This window comes from Acinetobacter sp. GXMZU3951, assembly GCF_054457875.1.
On sequence record NZ_JBTLFO010000003.1, the window covers coordinates 392292 to 409424 of the forward strand.

21 protein-coding genes are annotated in these 17133 nt (G+C 44.2%); 14 read left to right on the top strand and 7 right to left on the bottom strand.

The window, feature by feature from the left end:
* Positions 1–63 precede the first annotated feature (63 nt).
* The 5 genes from ACX17N_RS07650 to ACX17N_RS07670 all read left to right on the top strand — a co-directional run bounded on the left by ACX17N_RS07650 (position 64) and on the right by ACX17N_RS07670 (position 4043).
* Positions 64–633, top strand: coding sequence for a LysE family translocator (locus ACX17N_RS07650; protein ID WP_458891929.1), 570 nt, complete (start codon positions 64–66; stop codon positions 631–633).
* A gap of 347 nt (positions 634–980) precedes the next feature.
* On the top strand, positions 981–1766 hold the full coding sequence (locus tag ACX17N_RS07655; RefSeq protein WP_458891930.1) for an ABC transporter substrate-binding protein: 786 nt from the start codon (positions 981–983) through the stop codon (positions 1764–1766).
* 89 nt (positions 1767–1855) lie between these two features.
* The gene (locus ACX17N_RS07660) at positions 1856–2545 is read left to right on the top strand and encodes an ABC transporter permease (protein ID WP_458891931.1); all 690 of its coding nucleotides are present in this window, start codon (positions 1856–1858) and stop codon (positions 2543–2545) included.
* Positions 2542–3255, top strand: a complete 714-nt coding sequence (locus tag ACX17N_RS07665) for an ABC transporter permease (RefSeq protein ID WP_458891932.1) — start codon at positions 2542–2544, stop codon at positions 3253–3255. The genes ACX17N_RS07660 and ACX17N_RS07665 overlap by 4 nt, the downstream gene beginning before the upstream one ends.
* Positions 3256–3266: 11 nt before the next feature.
* A complete protein-coding gene (locus ACX17N_RS07670; protein WP_458891933.1) occupies positions 3267–4043 on the top strand; it encodes an ABC transporter ATP-binding protein in 777 nt (258 codons plus the stop codon).
* Between the two features lie 387 nt (positions 4044–4430).
* On the opposite strand, the gene ACX17N_RS07675 is transcribed toward ACX17N_RS07670, so the two are convergent.
* From ACX17N_RS07675 to ACX17N_RS07685, 3 genes are all read right to left on the bottom strand, one after another.
* Positions 4431–5705 (bottom strand): replication-associated recombination protein A, encoded by a 1275-nt coding sequence (locus tag ACX17N_RS07675; RefSeq protein ID WP_458891934.1) that lies wholly within the window; start codon positions 5703–5705, stop codon positions 4431–4433.
* Positions 5706–5787: 82 nt separating this feature from the next.
* Positions 5788–6702 (bottom strand): alpha/beta hydrolase, encoded by a 915-nt coding sequence (locus tag ACX17N_RS07680; RefSeq protein WP_458891935.1) that lies wholly within the window; start codon positions 6700–6702, stop codon positions 5788–5790.
* A gap of 78 nt (positions 6703–6780) precedes the next feature.
* Positions 6781–7233 carry a YcgN family cysteine cluster protein gene (locus ACX17N_RS07685; RefSeq protein ID WP_458891936.1) on the bottom strand — a complete coding sequence of 151 codons (453 nt, stop codon included), beginning with the start codon at positions 7231–7233 and terminating at the stop codon, positions 6781–6783.
* A 188-nt stretch (positions 7234–7421) separates the two neighbouring features.
* Between ACX17N_RS07685 and ACX17N_RS07690 the strand changes: the two genes are divergently transcribed.
* From ACX17N_RS07690 to ahr, 8 genes are all read left to right on the top strand, one after another.
* Positions 7422–7580 carry a DUF1328 domain-containing protein gene (locus ACX17N_RS07690; protein ID WP_016168908.1) on the top strand — a complete coding sequence of 53 codons (159 nt, stop codon included), beginning with the start codon at positions 7422–7424 and terminating at the stop codon, positions 7578–7580.
* A gap of 294 nt (positions 7581–7874) precedes the next feature.
* Positions 7875–8615: a dienelactone hydrolase family protein gene (locus ACX17N_RS07695; RefSeq protein WP_458891937.1), complete on the top strand. Its 741-nt coding sequence runs from the start codon at positions 7875–7877 to the stop codon at positions 8613–8615.
* Between the two features lie 71 nt (positions 8616–8686).
* Positions 8687–9052, top strand: coding sequence for an HIT family protein (locus ACX17N_RS07700; RefSeq protein ID WP_458891938.1), 366 nt, complete (start codon positions 8687–8689; stop codon positions 9050–9052).
* Between the two features lie 114 nt (positions 9053–9166).
* Complete coding sequence (gene mutY, locus ACX17N_RS07705; RefSeq protein ID WP_458891939.1) at positions 9167–10201, top strand: A/G-specific adenine glycosylase; 1035 nt, start codon at positions 9167–9169, stop codon at positions 10199–10201.
* A gap of 80 nt (positions 10202–10281) precedes the next feature.
* Positions 10282–10800, top strand: a complete 519-nt coding sequence (locus ACX17N_RS07710) for a M23 family metallopeptidase (RefSeq protein ID WP_458891979.1) — start codon at positions 10282–10284, stop codon at positions 10798–10800.
* Between the two features lie 16 nt (positions 10801–10816).
* Positions 10817–11062 (top strand): hypothetical protein, encoded by a 246-nt coding sequence (locus ACX17N_RS07715; protein WP_458891940.1) that lies wholly within the window; start codon positions 10817–10819, stop codon positions 11060–11062.
* Between the two features lie 24 nt (positions 11063–11086).
* Positions 11087–11653, top strand: coding sequence for a DNA-3-methyladenine glycosylase I (locus ACX17N_RS07720; protein ID WP_458891941.1), 567 nt, complete (start codon positions 11087–11089; stop codon positions 11651–11653).
* A gap of 17 nt (positions 11654–11670) precedes the next feature.
* The gene (gene ahr, locus ACX17N_RS07725) at positions 11671–12705 is read left to right on the top strand and encodes an NADPH-dependent aldehyde reductase Ahr (RefSeq protein WP_458891942.1); all 1035 of its coding nucleotides are present in this window, start codon (positions 11671–11673) and stop codon (positions 12703–12705) included.
* Here ahr and ACX17N_RS07730 read toward each other — a convergent pair.
* Positions 12678–14123: an aminotransferase-like domain-containing protein gene (locus tag ACX17N_RS07730; RefSeq protein WP_458891943.1), complete on the bottom strand. Its 1446-nt coding sequence runs from the start codon at positions 14121–14123 to the stop codon at positions 12678–12680. The genes ahr and ACX17N_RS07730 overlap by 28 nt on opposite strands.
* 96 nt (positions 14124–14219) lie before the next feature.
* On the opposite strand from ACX17N_RS07730, the gene ACX17N_RS07735 reads away from it, so the two are divergent.
* Positions 14220–14621 carry a hypothetical protein gene (locus tag ACX17N_RS07735; RefSeq protein WP_458891944.1) on the top strand — a complete coding sequence of 134 codons (402 nt, stop codon included), beginning with the start codon at positions 14220–14222 and terminating at the stop codon, positions 14619–14621.
* On the opposite strand, the gene ACX17N_RS07740 is transcribed toward ACX17N_RS07735, so the two are convergent.
* Genes ACX17N_RS07740 through dapB form a run of 3 tightly spaced genes read right to left on the bottom strand, consistent with a single transcriptional unit; the run spans position 14581 to position 17037 of the window.
* A complete protein-coding gene (locus tag ACX17N_RS07740; RefSeq protein WP_458891945.1) occupies positions 14581–15471 on the bottom strand; it encodes a LysR substrate-binding domain-containing protein in 891 nt (296 codons plus the stop codon). The genes ACX17N_RS07735 and ACX17N_RS07740 overlap by 41 nt on opposite strands.
* Positions 15472–15511: 40 nt before the next feature.
* On the bottom strand, positions 15512–16156 hold the full coding sequence (locus tag ACX17N_RS07745) for an START domain-containing protein (RefSeq protein ID WP_458891946.1): 645 nt from the start codon (positions 16154–16156) through the stop codon (positions 15512–15514).
* Between the two features lie 59 nt (positions 16157–16215).
* The gene (dapB, locus tag ACX17N_RS07750) at positions 16216–17037 is read right to left on the bottom strand and encodes a 4-hydroxy-tetrahydrodipicolinate reductase (protein WP_458891947.1); all 822 of its coding nucleotides are present in this window, start codon (positions 17035–17037) and stop codon (positions 16216–16218) included.
* Positions 17038–17133: the final 96 nt, after the last annotated feature.

A 17133-nucleotide genomic window follows, 5' to 3' on the forward strand; every position in this document is an offset into this window, starting at 1 on the left:
TTATTCGTTAAAATCAGCATGAATAGCGCACTTTTTCTCTCTTATTTACTTTTTTGTTTGGTCATGACCAGTACACCTGGTCCCAATAATGCCTTGGTCATGCTTTCAGGCGCACGTTTTGGACTCAAGAAAACCTTTCCTCTCATTTTAGGCATTGCCTGCGGGGTCGCATTACAACTGATTGCAATTGGCCTCGGACTCAACCAAATTTTTCAATGGTTTCCTATACTTCAATTGCTCTTCAGTCTAATCGGAACAGCCTATATTTTATGGTTGGCCTGGAAAATTGCGACTAGCGGTCCCCTTCACATGCGTTTGGAAGAAAAACCATCACTGGGCTTTGTCCAAGGGGCAATGTTTCAATGGGTCAATCCCAAAGCATGGATCATGTCAATCAGCACCATTGCTACCTATTTTGCAGTCAACCATCAGTTCAGTGCCATTCTGTATGCTGCATTGATCTTACTCTTGATCTCGATTCCCTGTGTCGGCATTTGGGCGGTGGCAGGCAAACTTTTAAGACGCCTATTAATGCAGCCGAAGTTTGCCTTGATCTTCAATGTCACCATGGCGCTGGCGTTACTGCTCGCAGTCTTACCTGCTTGCTTACAATTCATAAAACTGCAAGCTTAAATCGCTGATTGGATATACGTTTGATCAAGATTGTTAAGTAAAACTGCATAAAATATCAGCAGTCTTGTACGCCATAGCGCACACAGCTTCAAGATTTTTCCCACTATGTGATGTGTTGGCTTTTAAATATGATGATGATCTGCAAATAGGATGTTGCAATACAAAATGAATTTAACCGGAGAAAATACCGAAATTTCCACTACTACAAAGGTGGAGCGCTGAATAAAGCACCAATAAAGGGAAATTTTGGTATATATGTTGCTTTTATTTCAAAGCAAAAGGTGAAGTAAGTTTTGTTTTCATCATATTTTTTTGAAATTTGATTTTTTACGGATGCTATATTAACGATGAAAAGCTGGCAAAAGAAAGTCCTTCTTTCAACTACATTAATGCTCTCAGCTCTTGGCAGCACGGTTCAAGCTAAAGAATGGAAAGTGATTCGATTCGGTACAGAATCAGCATATGCGCCTTTTGAATATAAAACACCAGATAACAAACTGGTTGGTTTTGATATCGATCTAGGTAATGCCATTTGTGCCAAATTAAAAGCTAAATGTGTTTGGGTTGAAAACTCATTCGATGGCATGATTCCAGCACTGAAAGCGAAAAAATTTGATGGTATTCTGTCCTCAATGACTGTCACAGAAGACCGTGCTAAACAAATTGCCTTCAGTAATAAAATTTACAACACCCCAACACGCATGGTCGCGAAGAAAGGTTCTCCATTACTACCAACCGCTGCTTCATTAAAAGGCAAACGTGTGGGTGTACAACAAGGTACGATCCAAGAAGGTTATGCCAAAGCCCATTGGGCACCTAAAGGTGTAAGTGTCGTGCCTTATCCAAACCAAGATGTGCTGTATCAAGACATGGTGTCTGGTCGTCTAGATGCAACCTTACAAGATGCCATTATGGTGGATGGTGGCTTCCTCAAATCACCTAAAGGTAAAGGCTTTGGTTTTGTCGGTGGCAATGTCGTGGATGTGAAAACATTGGGCGCTGGTGCTGCAATTGGTTTGCGTAAAGAAGATGTTGAACTGAAAAAGGATATCGACAAGGCTTTGGCTCAAATTATTGCCGATGGAACATACAAAAAACTCGAGAAGAAATATTTCTCCTTCAGTATTTATTGATGAGAAAAGTGTCGGGCTAGTACCGACACTTTTGTTTTTCACTTGATTCTCATCTAGAGCTGTTTTTTGTTTTTACTCGGAGAAGCTGTATGTTCTTGTCTGGATATGGTCCTGTACTTCTAAACGGTACTTGGTTGACCATACAGCTTGCATTGTTATCACTACTAATTTCCGTCATGATTGGATTGATTGGTGCAAGTTCCAAACTCTCAAATTTTAAAATCGCAAGAAGTATTGCGACTGTTTACACCACCCTCATTCGTAGTGTGCCTGATCTTGTGATCATGCTCCTCATTTACTATAGCCTTCAGCTCGGACTAAACTCAATCACAGAATCTCTAGGAATGGAGCAGATTGATATTAATCCATTTGTCGCTGGGGTGATTACCTTGGCATTTATTTATGGTGCCTATTTTACCGAAACTTTTCGTGGTGCATTCCAATCTGTCCCTAAGGGTCAAATTGAAGCGGCTTTTGCTTATGGTATGACACCGCTTCAGGTATTTCGCCGCGTTCTGTTTCCACAAATGATGCGTTTTGCCCTGCCTGGCATTGGCAATAACTGGCAAGTACTGATTAAAGCAACCGCCTTGGTTTCTATTATTGGACTAACCGATATCGTCAAAATTACGCAAGATGCTGGTCGTAGTACCATGGATGTGTTTTATTTCAGTGTCATTGCTGCAGCGATTTATCTTGCAATTACTACCGTATCAAATTTAATTTTGATGTGGCTTGAGCGTCGCTATTCAGCTGGTGTGAAAAAGGTACAAATATGATTGAAATCCTTCAACAATACTGGCCTCAATACCTTTGGACTGATGGGTTCCAAATGACAGGTGTTGCTATGACGGCGTGGCTCTTGGTGCTTTCACTTGTCATTGGTTTTGTACTCGCAGTACCTTTAGCTGTTGCTCGAGTCGCTGAAAGTCCATTTATCCGTGGCCCAGTCTGGTTATTCACCTATATCTTTCGCGGCACACCACTTTATGTGCAGTTATTAATCATCTATACCGGTATTTATAGCCTCCAATATGTGCAGTCAACTCCAGCTTTAGATGAAATTTTTAGAGACGGATTAAACTGTACCATTTTGGCATTTGGGCTTAATACGGCTGCATATACTACAGAAATTTTTGCTGGTGCGATTCGTTCGATTCCCCATGGCGAAATTGAAGCAGCCAGAGCTTATGGTATGTCTCCTTGGAAACGCTATACCCGAATCATTATTCCATCCATGTTACGTCGTGCATTACCATTTTACGGTAATGAAGTGATCTTGATGTTACATTCCACGACCATTGCCTTTACTGCCACAGTTCCGGATATTCTTAAAGTCGCACGTGATGTCAATGCGGCAACCTATGCAACTTTTGAGTCCTTCGGTATTGCAGCCATTTTATATGCATGTTTGGCGTTTATTTTGATTTGGTTATTCCGTAAATTTGAACAACGTTGGTTGGCATTTCAAAAGCCATCGAATCATTAGGAGAAACATAGATGGAAAACTCAGCAAAACTGGTGATTCGCGATCTACATAAAAAATTTGGTGATAATGAAGTCTTAAAAGGTGTATCACTTGATGCCAAAGCAGGCGATGTGATTAGTATTATTGGATCCTCTGGGTCTGGTAAAAGTACTTTTTTACGCTGTATTAACTTTCTGGAACAGCCGAGTCAGGGTTCAATTCAACTGAATGGCGAAAAATTAGATACGGTTTTTGATAAGTCTGGTAACTTAAAAGCGGCAAGACCAAAACAACTACAAAAAATGCGTACCCAGCTCATGATGGTGTTCCAGCATTTTAATTTATGGTCACATATGACTGTACTGGAAAACATTGTCGAAGGTCCAATTCATGTCTTAGGTTTAAAACGTGCCGAAGCCGAAGAACGTGCACGTAAATATTTAAGAAAAGTAGGTCTACCAGAAAGCGTAGAAAGTAAATACCCTTCATTTTTATCGGGTGGTCAACAACAACGTGTAGCGATTGCACGTGCTTTGGCTATGGAACCTGAAGTGATGTTATTTGATGAGCCAACCAGTGCTCTAGACCCTGAACTGGTCGGTGAAGTTTTAAAAGTCATGCAGAGTTTGGCCGAAGAAGGTCGTACCATGATTGTGGTGACCCATGAAATGGGCTTTGCGCGCCATGTTTCGAATCAAGTGATTTTCTTGCATCAGGGCAAAATTGAAGAACAAGGCGATCCGAAAATTGTTCTCACCCAGCCTAAAAGCGAGCGCTTAAAGCAATTCCTCGAAGGTAACTTTAAATAAAGTTGCGACGGAATTGATCCTTCCGTTCATATTCAACGTACTCAAAAATCCAAGTCTTCGGGCTTGGATTTTTTATTGCTGATGTTTGGCAGCATCAATCGAATAAATTTAAGCAGAACCGTTGTTCAAGCCATTCACATTTAAAGTTAAGTCGGTAGAATTTTATTTTGTACGCTTAGGCGCACACAAATTCAGGAAAATTGCCTCTAGGTTAGATGGCTGTTTTTGCTTAAGATGAAGCCATAGAGAACAGGAAGTTCCAAGCATAAAACAATAATCATAAGCCCCAACACAGGAAGTGAGGTACGACAGGAGTTATACCTAAGCAACCCATACGAAAAAGCCCGACAGGATGTCGGGCTTTTTTTATGCCAGTGTATTTTATCTTTACTGCTGCTGTTGTTCTTGCATCCAACGGCGCTGCTGTAAGCGCTCACCTTCTACTTCACGTTTATTACGTGCCGATTCGTACAGCTTGGTACCTTTGAGTTCAGGAGGTAAGTACTCTTGCAGCACAAAATGCTCAGGGTAATTATGCGGATAGAGATAGTCCACCCCATAACCCTGCTGTTTCATCAGTTTGGTCGGGGCATTGCGTAAATGTAAAGGCACAGGCAAATTGGCTGTTTTTTCAGCCAGATCAAGGGCTTTATTGATCGCCAAATAAGTACTGTTACTCTTGGCGCTGGTGGCCAAATAGACGGCACATTGCCCCAAAATAATTCGTGCTTCAGGCATACCCACGGCTTGAACCGAACGGAAGCATTCCCCTGCTAACAGCAAGGCATTCGGATTAGAATTGCCAATATCTTCTGAAGCAGCAATCAGCATGCGACGCGCAATAAACACCGGATCTTCGCCGCCTTTCAGCATCCGCGCCATCCAGTACAGTGCGGCATCAGGATCACTCCCGCGAATGGATTTAATAAAGGCTGAGACCAAGTCATAGTGCTGTTCGCCTGATTTGTCATAACGCGCAATATTTTGCTGGGCAACACGAACCACAATGGCATTGGTCAGAATATTTTCGATATCGACTTCAAAGGTACTGGCAATCAGATCCAATAAGTTGAGGGCCTTACGTGCATCCCCTGCGGCAAACTGAATCAGGGCATCAAATTCTTCAATCTGAATATGGCGTTGTTTTAAAAACGAGTCCTGCTGAATGGCCCGTAAAATCAGTTCTTGAATGGCCTCATTGCTGAGTGCGTTTAAGCTATAGACCTGACAACGGGATAATAAAGCACTGTTGACCTCAAACGACGGATTTTCAGTGGTTGCCCCTATTAAGGTGATTTTGCCTTTCTCGACCGCATTTAACAGCGCATCCTGCTGTGACTTATTAAAGCGATGAATCTCATCAATAAACACCACAGGGGTCAGTAAATCGCCACTTTCCGCAATAATTTCGCGTAGTTCCTTAACCCCTGTATTCAATGCTGACAGACTGACAAAAGGACGATCCACCGCTTGCGCCAACAATAGTGCAATGGTGGTCTTGCCAACACCGGGCGGTCCCCAGAAAATAATGGAAGGTAAATGCCCCTGATCAATCATCTGACGTAAAGGTGCCTGCTCACCCAAGAGATGTTCTTGCCCAATAATTTCAGACAAATCACGAGGACGAAGACGTTCTGGAAGCGGAATTTGGGTGTCTGACATACGATTATTTCAGCCAATGATGATAGGTCTAGTCTACACTGGAATAATGATGAGACTAAACACCTGAATCACAAACCCTAACTTAGAATAAAGAGCTATTTAGAATATCCAGCAACGAAGTCGCAAACATTTGTCCATGACTCTGATCGGGATATAGCCATAATCGCGTCTCTACACCTTGCTGTGCAAAGCGATGCATCACCAGACGATTGTCAGCAATGCTGTCGGCATTAAAATTCGGACTCTGACGATCACGATGCTCTGCGTTCACATCACCTTCCATCAGCCATAAGTGCAGGCCAGCAATTTGTTGCCCACTCTGTGTCTGAATTTTTTTAAGCATCCGTGCATCGGCCCAAGATAAAGAAGGGCTTGCCGCAAAATAATGGGAAAAATATTGCGGATGTAACAGACTATCCAGCACAAATAGCCCGCCATAGGAATGTCCCCACAAGGCTTGGCGCTTCGGATCTAATTGGACTTGCGATGCAACCCAAGGCTGAATTTGTTGCAACAGCACTGTACGGAACTGTGCACTACCACCACTTAAACGGGTTGTATGATGCGGATCTGGTGCAATTTTTCCAGTGTCATCCGCAGGCGTATAATCTAATGCACGTGCTGCGCTATCAAAAGGTAAAGCGGTGTCATAACCGATAGCCACCAATACGGGTGCTTGCTGCTTTGACAGCTTGTGTAATAGCTCATCAGTGAGATAAGACATAGCCGAATTACCATCCAGCATAAACAATGCTGGGGCTGGCTTGGCTTGAGACTGCACTGCACGAGGCAGTCCGAGCCACACCTTATAACGACGCTTCTGGTCTGCGGAGCTGAAATAACGAATTTGAAACTGATAAGAGGCTGAACCGGTGTCTGCAATATTGGGGCCTAAAGCGGTTAAATTTGGTTTTGCCTGTAGGCTTGTTGGCAAAGCAAAAATGCTTAAACTAGCCCAGCATGCCAATAGGACAGCATGTAAACGCACCATCGACATTTTAATCTCTCAGTGATCATCAGTGATGACCACATTAATGAGACTAAGAATTATTATCAACTAAAACCGCAGGATTAATTACCGCACCCACCGTACGATATATTCATCAATTTCATCTTCATTCACTTCAGTTTCTGAAATACAGCGTCCTGCAGCCGATTTTTTAGCTTTAATCACGCTCTGCCGAGAACCTGTATTTAAGTAGTGCCAAGACGGTAAATTCTTGCCTTCACTGAGACGTCGATAAGCACAGCTGGCAGGCAGCCAATGAATTTGAGTTAATTTTTCTGGTGTCAATTGAATACAGTCGGGTACAAACTGTAGCCGCTCAGCATAGTTACTACAACGTGCCGTACTGCAATCGAGGAGTTTACACGCGACCTTGGTATAGGCAACTTCATGCGTGTCTTCATCTTCAAGCTTGACCAAACAACACAAACCACAACCATCACATAGCGCTTCCCACTCTTGCGGGTTGAGAGCATCCAGAGGATATTTTTTCCAAAACTGTGGGCGTAATTCACTAGACATGGTCGGCAGAAACTAAAAATAACAAGAACATTATATCAATAATCTTCTGCAACAATGCAGTAATCTGTTTTACTTAAAATCATAGACTTACTTTATGATGTGAACATTTTTTAGACAAAAGATCAACATTGGCTATGCCCCTGTGCTCCTATACTAAAACTACGACAACAAAAACTTGGAGAATTATTATGTTCCGTTGGGCGATTATTTTTGCAGTGATTGCATTAATTGCAAGCTTACTCGGCTTTGGTGGTGTCGCAGGACTTTCTAAAGACTTTGCCGTGATTCTATTGGTTGTTGCCGTGATTTTAGCCATCATCGGCTTTATTTCTCGAGGTAAAGCGTAATCCCCCCTCATTGAGGCGATTGCTAAAAAAAGAAGGATTTTTCCTTCTTTTTTTATGCCATATGCTGTTTATTCTTCCGCTCAAGTCCACAAAAAAAGACCTTTTTTTGGCGGATATAAAGAATAAAAATACTTAAAATATTTTTTAATTTCATGAAATTAAATTTAAAAACTGGCAGTTGATGATGATTTCTTACACTTCTTTTCTGTTATGACGCATTTTTTTAAAAATCATTCATTATTTTTATGCTTTAATCGTAACACTCTCATGATCAACAAGACTAAGGACAGACGAATGAGCGTAGACATTCAAACCCGTGAAATTGAATATACCGCTGCAGATGGTACACGACTGGTCGGCTATTTTGCCGCACCCAATACCTCTTCGCCTGTCGCAGGTGTATTGGTGGCACCAGAGTGGTGGGGACGGAATGAATACACAGAACAACGTGCGCGCGAATTAGCTGAACATGGCTATGCCGCTTTAGCCATTGATATGTATGGTGAGAAAAAAGTCACCACGTCGGCGGCACAAGCCAATGAATGGATGATGCAAACCTTCCAGACGCCAGACACAATTGTGACTCGCGCGTCAGCCGGTTTAGCCGCTTTGGCTGCACAAAAAGAAGTAAATGCCGATAAACTGGCAGCAATTGGCTTTTGCTACGGTGGCAAAGTTATGCTGGATTTGGCGCGTTCAGGTGCAGCACTACAAGCTGTTGTGACCTTCCATGCAAACCTTTCTGCGCAAACCCCTGCTCAAGCAGGACAGGTTCAAGCCGAAATTTTAGTGTTGCATGGTGAGCTAGACAGTATGGTGAGCTTGGATGATGTGGCCCAATTCCGTGAGGAAATGTATGCAGCCCAAGTACCACATGAAGTGATTGTCTTTGAAGATGCTAAGCATGGCTTTAGTAACCCGCAAGCCGATGAACGTGCCAAAGCGAATGGTGTAGACTTGGGTTACAATGCCGAAGCCGAGCGACAAGGCCTTGAAGCCATGTACGAACTACTGCAGCGTCGTTTAGGTGAATAACTAATAAAAAATTTGTGCTGATACTGTAAGCCACAATTACTGTTTTTAATAATTTTTAAGAGGATAAGACAATGACTGAGAACAACTGCCCATACTGCAATTTTGATGAATATGACATCATCGATAAAAATGAGTTTGGCGTGATTCTGCCAGAGCCCAATGCACTGTCTAAAGGACATTCTGTCATTATCCCTCTACGCCATGTCAGCTCTTTTTTTGATATTACCGACAAAGAACGTAAAAGTTTAATGTCCTTATTAGAACTGGCACGTAATGAGTTGAAACTACGTCACCAACCTACTGGCTTTCACGTGGGTTTTAATGACGGCAATGTATTTGGTGTTAGCGCTGAGCATTTACATATTCATATTATTCCATGCTATGAAAAAATGCCGCTGAAACTTGATGCACGTTGGGGCATCTTGAGCGAAGCCTAAAACCCTACACGACAATCCAAAATGATGCTTCGGCATCATTTTTTTTGGGTTGAACATCTCCGTGTGCCGATCTGCTTGGTTATACTACAGCGCTACCCATCATCCTGAGTTCGCATGTCTCCGTTTTCCTTTTCCAACGCATTATTAGCATGGTATGACCTGCATGGTCGTCATGACCTTCCTTGGCAAGTGGCAGATAACCCTTATCAGGTCTGGGTGTCTGAAATTATGCTGCAACAAACTCAAGTGAAAACGGTACTGCAATATTTTGAACGTTTTATCCAGCGCTTCCCAACGGTTGAAGATTTAGGACGAGCATCGTGGGAGGACGTTGCCCCTTATTGGGCAGGTTTGGGCTATTACGCCCGCGCACGTAATTTACATAAAGCCGCTGCGATTGTCGCGCAGCAAGGACACTTCCCAACACAATTGGAAGAATGGATGGCATTACCAGGCATTGGCCGCTCTACAGCTGGAGCGTTGATGTCTTTAGGACTCCGCCAATATGGGGTAATTATGGATGGTAATGTAAAACGCGTTTTGGCGCGATTTTTTGCCATCGAAGATGATCTCAGCAAGCCAATGCATGAGCGTGCCATGTGGCAACTTGCAGAACAATTATGCCCTCAAGAACGCAATCATGATTACACCCAAGCCATTATGGATTTAGGGGCAACCATTTGCACACCTAAAAAACCGCTGTGTTTGTATTGCCCGATGCAACAGCATTGCAAAGCTCATCACCAAGGTCTAGTCACAGAACTGCCTTTTAAGAAACCCAAAAAAGCGGTGCCCGTAAAATCAGCCCAAGTCTTGGTCTTACAGTGCCAAGATCAATGGCTATGGTTACAGCGCCCCGATACCGGTTTATGGGGAGGCTTATGGTGTTTACCAGTTTATGATGACAGCGCGGAACTGAATCAAACTACGCAAATGCTGGGTCTAAAAGCCAACAGCAAACGCGCTCAGATCTCGCATAGTTTTACTCATTTTACCTGGTTACTGGAGGCTGTGTGTTTCCACGTGGAACCTGAACAAAAAGAACATATTGCGATTGAACTCTCTGGCACTTGGGTCTCGCCACAAAAAGCTACACAAATGGGCATTCCAACCGCCATGAAAAAATTGATCTCGGCACTGGAGTTATGACATAGTCAAGCAGATAAATTTAAAGTTGCTGACCATCAAAATAACGACAAGGAAAAACTGTGCTGCGTCATTTTGCCATTATGGGTTTAACTGCCAGTGTGCTGCTACTCGGTGCCTGTACCTCCGCACCTAAACCAACAGGGTCTAGCCTCCCCGCCACTACGGTGCAAGATCTCCAGCGCATGCCGCTCAAATCTAAACTTCCAATACCTGTGCAGCACGTTAAAGCCAAACAACTCAATGATACTTGGGGAGCGTCCCGTAGTCAGGGACGCCGGCATGAAGGCATTGACATTATGGCTCCACGTGGAACAAAAGTGTATAGCACCACGAATGGCTTAATTGCCGACTTACGCGATAACAATTTGGGTGGTAAAGTCATCTGGGTACTAGGACCTAGCGGCTCTTGGCATTATTATGCACACTTAAATGCCCATAAGCGGGGTCTCGCCATTGGTGACTATGTCCAAAAAGGTGACCTACTGGGCTATGTTGGCAATACGGGTAATGCCCGTTATACCGCGCCACATTTACATTATGGAATCTATTTAGATGGAAAAGGTCGCGGTGCCGTGAATCCTTTTCCTTACTTACGTTAAATTTTAGGAAGTACACATGTCTGAAGTGTTGATGAATCGTCTGGTTGAATTTGCAGAATCAGGCAATCAACAGAAAATTGTGTTTGCAGGACAAAGCTATCAGGGCTGGGTCATGGAAATTACCGAAGATGCCCTCTTGATCAGTACCGGTTTTGCCGACAAAACGGGCAAAGACTTCTGGATCTCATTTCAAGATTTACAACAGGCAAGCCTTGCCTATTGGGATAACAAAACCGATCAATGGGTCGACTTTACTTTATAAACAATAAATAAACAGAGAGGATTTATGACAAAACAACGCTGTGGCTGGTGCACCGATGATCCTCTCTATATTGCCTATCATGATCATGAATGGGGCCAACCTGTGCATGACGAACAGCAGCTGTTTGAAATGCTGTGTCTGGAAGGCCAGCAAGCCGGTCTGTCTTGGATTACGGTATTAAAAAAACGGCACAGTTATCGTCAGCATTTTTTCCAGCATTCCATTCAGCATATAGCCGAACTGAGCGATGCCGAGCTTGAAGCAAAACTACAAGATGCAGGACTGATTCGACATTTGGGCAAACTGCATGCCATTCGGGATAATGCCCGTGCATGGCAAAATCTGAAACAGGAAATAGATGTGGTGAATTGGTTATGGGGTTTTGTCCAGCATGCACCGATTCGCAATGCTGTACCCAACTATAAAATGGCTCCTGCCCAAACTGAAAACAGTGTACAGATGTCTAAAGCCTTAAAGAAAAAAGGCTTTAAATTTGTTGGACCGACCACCTGTTATGCCTTTATGCAAGCCGTGGGTATGGTCGATGATCATGAAGATCACTGTCCTGCCAAAACACCCCCAGCCATCTAAACTTTAAGGATAAAAATATGAATAATAATATGATTCAAAGTTATGCCGCCCTCCAAGCGGGTGCAGCACTCGAACCCTTTCAGTTCGATGCCGGTGAATTACTGCCGCATCAAGTGGAAATTCAGGTCGAATATTGTGGGCTCTGTCATTCCGATCTCTCGGTGATTAATAATGAATGGCGCAATGCCGTCTATCCTGTTGTGGCTGGACATGAAGTGATTGGCACCATTTTACGCATGGGTTCAGAAGCCAAAGGGCTCCAGATTGGTCAGCGCGTCGGTTTAGGCTGGATGGCGGAAAGCTGCCAATATTGCGATCAATGCGTCGCAGGACAACAAGTGTTGTGTACTGGTGGCAGCACCGCGACCATCGTGGGTCATGCTGGTGGCTTTGCAGATAAAGTCCGTGCCGCGTGGCAGTGGATCATTCCCCTGCCTGAAGATTTGGTGCCTGAAAGTGCCGGCCCTCTGCTCTGTGGCGGCATTACCGTGTTTGACCCTTTACTGAAACATCAAATACAAGCTACGCATCATGTCGGTGTGATTGGTATTGGTGGTTTGGGGCATATGGCAATTAAACTACTCAAGGCTTGGGGCTGTGAAATAACCGCCTTTACCTCAAACTTAGACAAGACCGATGAACTCAAAGCCATGGGTGCAGATCATGTCATCAATAGCCGTGATAGTGCTGCGATTAAAAAGCAACAAGCTAAATTTGATCTGTTGTTAAGTACCGTCAATGTCAGTTTAGACTGGCGTGCTTATCTTGCCACTTTGGCACCGCACGGTACCGCACATATGCTCGGTGTCACCCTTGAACCTATGCCAATATCGGTCAGTTCACTAATTTCTGGAGCAAAATCGGTGACGGGTTCACCAACGGGTTCCCCTGCGGCATTGCGTCAACTGCTCAAGTTTGCCGCCCGCAAGCAGATTGCACCACAAGTTGAAATCTTCCCAATGTCACAACTAAATCAAGCCATAGAACGGCTCAATTCTGGCCAAGCCCGTTATCGGATTGTGCTTCAAGCCGACTTTGCATCTAACACCTGATTCGAACTGAATTGCTGACGCGTCCAATCCGCCAGACATAAAATCGCTTGGCGGATTTCTTCAGATAATTCATGTCCCGCATTTAATCGAATACAGTTTTTATAGCGTTGCTCTTCACCAAAAACGATGCCTGGCACAATGCTAATCCCTTGCTGCTGTGCATAACGATACAGGGCTAGACTATGAATCTGTTCAGGTAATTGCAGCCAAAGTGCATATCCCCCTTTAGGCTGACTCAAGCGAATCTCGATGCCATGAAAGGCCTGAATAATGAAGCATCGATATTGTTCCACTTGCTGCATTAAACTCGGTTTTAAATGGTTTAAATGCTCTCGGTAAGCACGACTATAAATTAAATCCGCCAAACCCAATTGTAAGGGCGTGTTCACTGCAACATGCCGCGTGAGCAGTTGTGCACGTAAATGGTGTAAACGTGCATTGATACAAAACCAGCCCACGCGATAGGCGGTCGAGAGAGATTTGGATACTGAACCACAGTAAATCACATACCCCTGCTGATCCCAGTAACGAATCGGCAAAGGCCGCTTTAAATCGAAACTGCATTCCGCATAAATATCATCTTCAATGACATAACATTGATACTGTGCTGCCAACTGGGCAATTTTTTCCTTTTCCGCAGGGCTTAGGCAAAAACCCAAAGGATTCTGGAAATTGGCGGTGAGCAAACAGGCTTTCGCGCCTGAGCTTTGCATGGCCTGTTCGAGACGCTGTAAATCAAAACCATTGGCATGGGCAGGAATTTCAACAATTTTACGATTTAGGCTCGCCAACAATTGCAACTGCCCATTAAAGTTGGGAGTCGGGACAATAATACTGTCACCCTCTGCCGTCAGGGTCTGTATCACCACCGATAAAGCGGGCATGCAGCCATTGCTGATATATATTTCTTCTGGAGGCAGGTAAATGCCATCTTCCGCCCAATGCGCGGATAAAGCTTCACGTAAACGGCGATGACCCTGTTTATCGCTATACAAAAAATCTTCGGGCTTGCTGTGCTTTAAGGCACGTTGAATCGAGCGGCGCAAGGCCTCCACAGGAACCAAATTGGGCGACAGTTGAATCGCGCCCAAATGAATCATTTGATCATGAATGGATGCTTCCTGAATTTCAATTTGCAGTTCCAAATTGGAAACGTCGCGTACCGTTGATGCAAAATCCAGATGCTGCGGTTCAGCCACCGCCAAGCTTTGCGCATGCACAAAATAGCCCGCTTGCGGCTTGGCGACAATCAATCCTTGCGCTTCTAGTAGTTCATAGCAACTTTTGGCTGTATTTAAACTGACCTGCTGTAACTGCGCAAATTGACGCAAGGAACTTAAGCGTTGTCCTGCAGTTAATTCCCCAGCATAAATTTTCTGCGCCAATTGATGTGCCAGATCGCGATATTGGATGCCCATAACTGTACTCATTTTTTAGTATATTTTGTATCTGTAACCAAGAGTACACCCTGAATATGCTTAAGGTATAGCTTATTTTGTATCAGGGGGATCATCATGCTGCGTTTAACGTTATTGTTACTGGCACTTGGCTTAACGGCTTGCCAACCCAACACCTCAGTATGGCAACAACAGCGCGATTTTATTTGCCAGTCGTTAATTGAAGGTTATTTAAAAGCTTCAGGACAGCAGAGTTTTGAGTTGTGGAATAAAGTCGATCTCCCGCAAAGTTCGATCACGCAACGTCTTTTTTCTTATCGGACTGGCTCTACCCGCACCACGTTAATAGGAGAAAGTCAGCGTCAGGAACTCCAGTTTGTCTGCTGGAATACGGCACAACACTTTGCCATTGCACCGTATGCACCACATAGTGCACCTCGGCAGGCCTTACTCACCGTACAGATTCATCTGCCTAAAGCTACCGATAAATGGCAAGCTTCTGTGCCAAAAACTCAATAAACAGGCGCACCCGTTTCGGTAGGTGCTCTTGTTGATAATAGACCGCGTGGATGTTTTGGAAATGTTGTTCAATCTGATCTTCGAACAACGCCACCAAGCGACCCGCGGCTAAATCTTCTTGCACCAAGAAACGGGACAAACAGCTAATGCCTGCGCCATGCAATGCCAATTGTCTGATGGTTTCACCATTCGAGGCTTTAATTTTGGGGTGCACCTTAAGGCGTTTTCCATCGACAAATACTGGCCAAGTATTTAAATGTGTCGGTAGGGTAAAACCCAATAAGGTATGCTGTAACAACTGCTCAGGTTGCTGAGGCGTTCCCTGCGCTGCGAGATAATCTGGACTGGCGACAATATACAAACGGCTGCGACAGAGTAATTTGGCATGCAAACTGGAATCTTGTAACTCGCCAAACCGAATCGCCACATCGGTTTTATGTTCCAAAAGATCAATCACTTGATCATGATTATTCAGTTCAATTTCGATCTTCGGATATTGCTGCATAAACTCTTGAATGAGCGGCACAATCACATGCAGCACAAAGGGCGTGGCTGAATCAATCCGAATCAAACCTGAAATAGCATGATCGGATTGCAATAAGGCATCTTCCGCCTCGGTCAGATCATGCAGAATCTTGCGGGATTTTTCGAGAAACAGCTGCCCTTCTTGCGTGAGTTTCAGCTTGCGTGTGGTGCGTTCCAGCAAAGTGACATTGAGTTTACTTTCCAAGCGCTGTAAGGCTCGGCTAATGCCTGAAGTGGTCTGACCCAATTGCTCGGCTGCTCGGACAATCGAGCCACTTTCCACAATCTGCACAAAGGCATTTAATTCTTCAATGGTCGATTTCATCGCAATGCCATGATGAGTTTCTTCAGCCTATTTTACACCATTAGCGTAATAGCATAGGCAAAGCAGCATAATTCCGCGGTTTTGCCAATTCATCTTTCATTTTTAATAGCATCTGGTACGGTTGCTGCTCAACAAACAAATTGACTGCACTGAGTGGAATAGATCCCTCTGGATCGGCAAAGCCATAGGTAGAGACTTTGACTTTGTGTTTGCCTAACTTCTGAAATGTCCAATCCCCTTCATAACGGGTGAGCCGTACATAATTCGGATTTACAGGATAACCTTGATTCACCGCTTTATTTTGAATATGAATAATACCTTGCGCATCCTTACTCATTTTCCCTTTGACCACCAAATCGCGGTCTTTGAGTGGGAAAGGAAAGTCCAACACCATATACAACAAAAATTCCCCTTTGCTGTCATTCCGAGATAAGACCTTGACACTGCCCATATATGGCACCCATTTCGGGGCTTGTTCCACATCTAAAATCAGCGCGGTGGCTTTTTCTATCGGCACATCAAAATGGGTTTCGGCCTGATACAAAAAGACGGGATTGGCACTGTCCTGATAGGTCCAGACTTTAATATTCTGTTTATTAATGCTGAGTTTGGCATTGTCGATCGGCTTGGCATGTGCCGTAGCGAATAACGCTACAGCACAGCCCATCATTACTTTTATTTTCATTCGGTAACGCTTCTTATTTTAATTTTATGCCACAGTTTAGGTAGATGCGGGGCTAGGTTTTAAACCTGAATATCATTAAAGCCCAGTACATCTTTCATATCATATTTACGTGCATCACGACCCACGACCCATGCTGCGGCACGCACAGCACCAGCGGCAAAGTTCATACGGTTCGTAGCTTTATGGGTAATTTCAACGCGCTCGCCTTCACCAATAAACATCACCGTATGTTCACCGACAATGTCTCCGCCGCGAATGGTTTGGAAACCAATGCTTTGACGCTCACGCGGACCAGTATGCCCTTCACGGCAATATACTGCATCTTGCTTCAAGTCACGACCTAAAGCATCGGCAATCGCTTCACCCATCATCAGTGCCGTACCTGAAGGTGCATCCACTTTATGACGGTGATGCGCTTCAATCACTTCAATATCGACGCTATCGCCAAATACTTTCGATGCCAATTCCAATAATTTGATTGAAACATTCACGCCCACAGAATAGTTGGCAGCATACACCACAGGGGTCTGTGTTGCTGTTTCATCCAACAAGGCTTTCTGTTCATCGTTCATGCCTGTAGTGCCGATGACCATCGCCACCCCTGCTTCACGGCAAAGCTTCAAATGCTGTTCGGTGGCTACTGGTGCAGTAAAGTCAATGACCACGTCACACTCAGGCAGAATTTGCTGCAAACTGCCAACAATCTTCACGCCAATATGGCCAATGCCTGCAAGCTCACCCGCATCGGAACCCACCAGACTGCTTTCAGGACGTTCAACCGCAGCCGCCAATTGGTAACCTGCTTGTTGTACCGCTTGAATCAAAATGCGCCCCATACGACCGCCTGCACCCAATACCCCAATGCGTGGACTTGTAGACATAATCCGTTCCTGATTTCAAATGTAAAAATTGCCTTTACTATAACAAAACTCTGCAATGAGACTAAGTTCTGATCGGGTTTTTTATGAAAAAACTTG

Coding starts and splice junctions, on each gene's coding strand:
- ACX17N_RS07650 (WP_458891929.1), top strand. CDS start 64: ATGACCAGTACACCTGGTCCCAATAATGCCTTGGTCATGCTTTCAGGC.
- ACX17N_RS07655 (WP_458891930.1), top strand. CDS start 981: ATGAAAAGCTGGCAAAAGAAAGTCCTTCTTTCAACTACATTAATGCTC.
- ACX17N_RS07660 (WP_458891931.1), top strand. CDS start 1,856: ATGTTCTTGTCTGGATATGGTCCTGTACTTCTAAACGGTACTTGGTTG.
- ACX17N_RS07665 (WP_458891932.1), top strand. CDS start 2,542: ATGATTGAAATCCTTCAACAATACTGGCCTCAATACCTTTGGACTGAT.
- ACX17N_RS07670 (WP_458891933.1), top strand. CDS start 3,267: ATGGAAAACTCAGCAAAACTGGTGATTCGCGATCTACATAAAAAATTT.
- ACX17N_RS07675 (WP_458891934.1), bottom strand. CDS start 5,705: ATGTCAGACACCCAAATTCCGCTTCCAGAACGTCTTCGTCCTCGTGAT.
- ACX17N_RS07680 (WP_458891935.1), bottom strand. CDS start 6,702: ATGTCGATGGTGCGTTTACATGCTGTCCTATTGGCATGCTGGGCTAGT.
- ACX17N_RS07685 (WP_458891936.1), bottom strand. CDS start 7,233: ATGTCTAGTGAATTACGCCCACAGTTTTGGAAAAAATATCCTCTGGAT.
- ACX17N_RS07690 (WP_016168908.1), top strand. CDS start 7,422: ATGTTCCGTTGGGCGATTATTTTTGCAGTGATTGCATTAATTGCAAGC.
- ACX17N_RS07695 (WP_458891937.1), top strand. CDS start 7,875: ATGAGCGTAGACATTCAAACCCGTGAAATTGAATATACCGCTGCAGAT.
- ACX17N_RS07700 (WP_458891938.1), top strand. CDS start 8,687: ATGACTGAGAACAACTGCCCATACTGCAATTTTGATGAATATGACATC.
- mutY (WP_458891939.1), top strand. CDS start 9,167: ATGTCTCCGTTTTCCTTTTCCAACGCATTATTAGCATGGTATGACCTG.
- ACX17N_RS07710 (WP_458891979.1), top strand. CDS start 10,282: ATGGGTTTAACTGCCAGTGTGCTGCTACTCGGTGCCTGTACCTCCGCA.
- ACX17N_RS07715 (WP_458891940.1), top strand. CDS start 10,817: ATGTCTGAAGTGTTGATGAATCGTCTGGTTGAATTTGCAGAATCAGGC.
- ACX17N_RS07720 (WP_458891941.1), top strand. CDS start 11,087: ATGACAAAACAACGCTGTGGCTGGTGCACCGATGATCCTCTCTATATT.
- ahr (WP_458891942.1), top strand. CDS start 11,671: ATGAATAATAATATGATTCAAAGTTATGCCGCCCTCCAAGCGGGTGCA.
- ACX17N_RS07730 (WP_458891943.1), bottom strand. CDS start 14,123: ATGGGCATCCAATATCGCGATCTGGCACATCAATTGGCGCAGAAAATT.
- ACX17N_RS07735 (WP_458891944.1), top strand. CDS start 14,220: ATGCTGCGTTTAACGTTATTGTTACTGGCACTTGGCTTAACGGCTTGC.
- ACX17N_RS07740 (WP_458891945.1), bottom strand. CDS start 15,471: ATGAAATCGACCATTGAAGAATTAAATGCCTTTGTGCAGATTGTGGAA.
- ACX17N_RS07745 (WP_458891946.1), bottom strand. CDS start 16,156: ATGAAAATAAAAGTAATGATGGGCTGTGCTGTAGCGTTATTCGCTACG.
- dapB (WP_458891947.1), bottom strand. CDS start 17,037: ATGTCTACAAGTCCACGCATTGGGGTATTGGGTGCAGGCGGTCGTATG.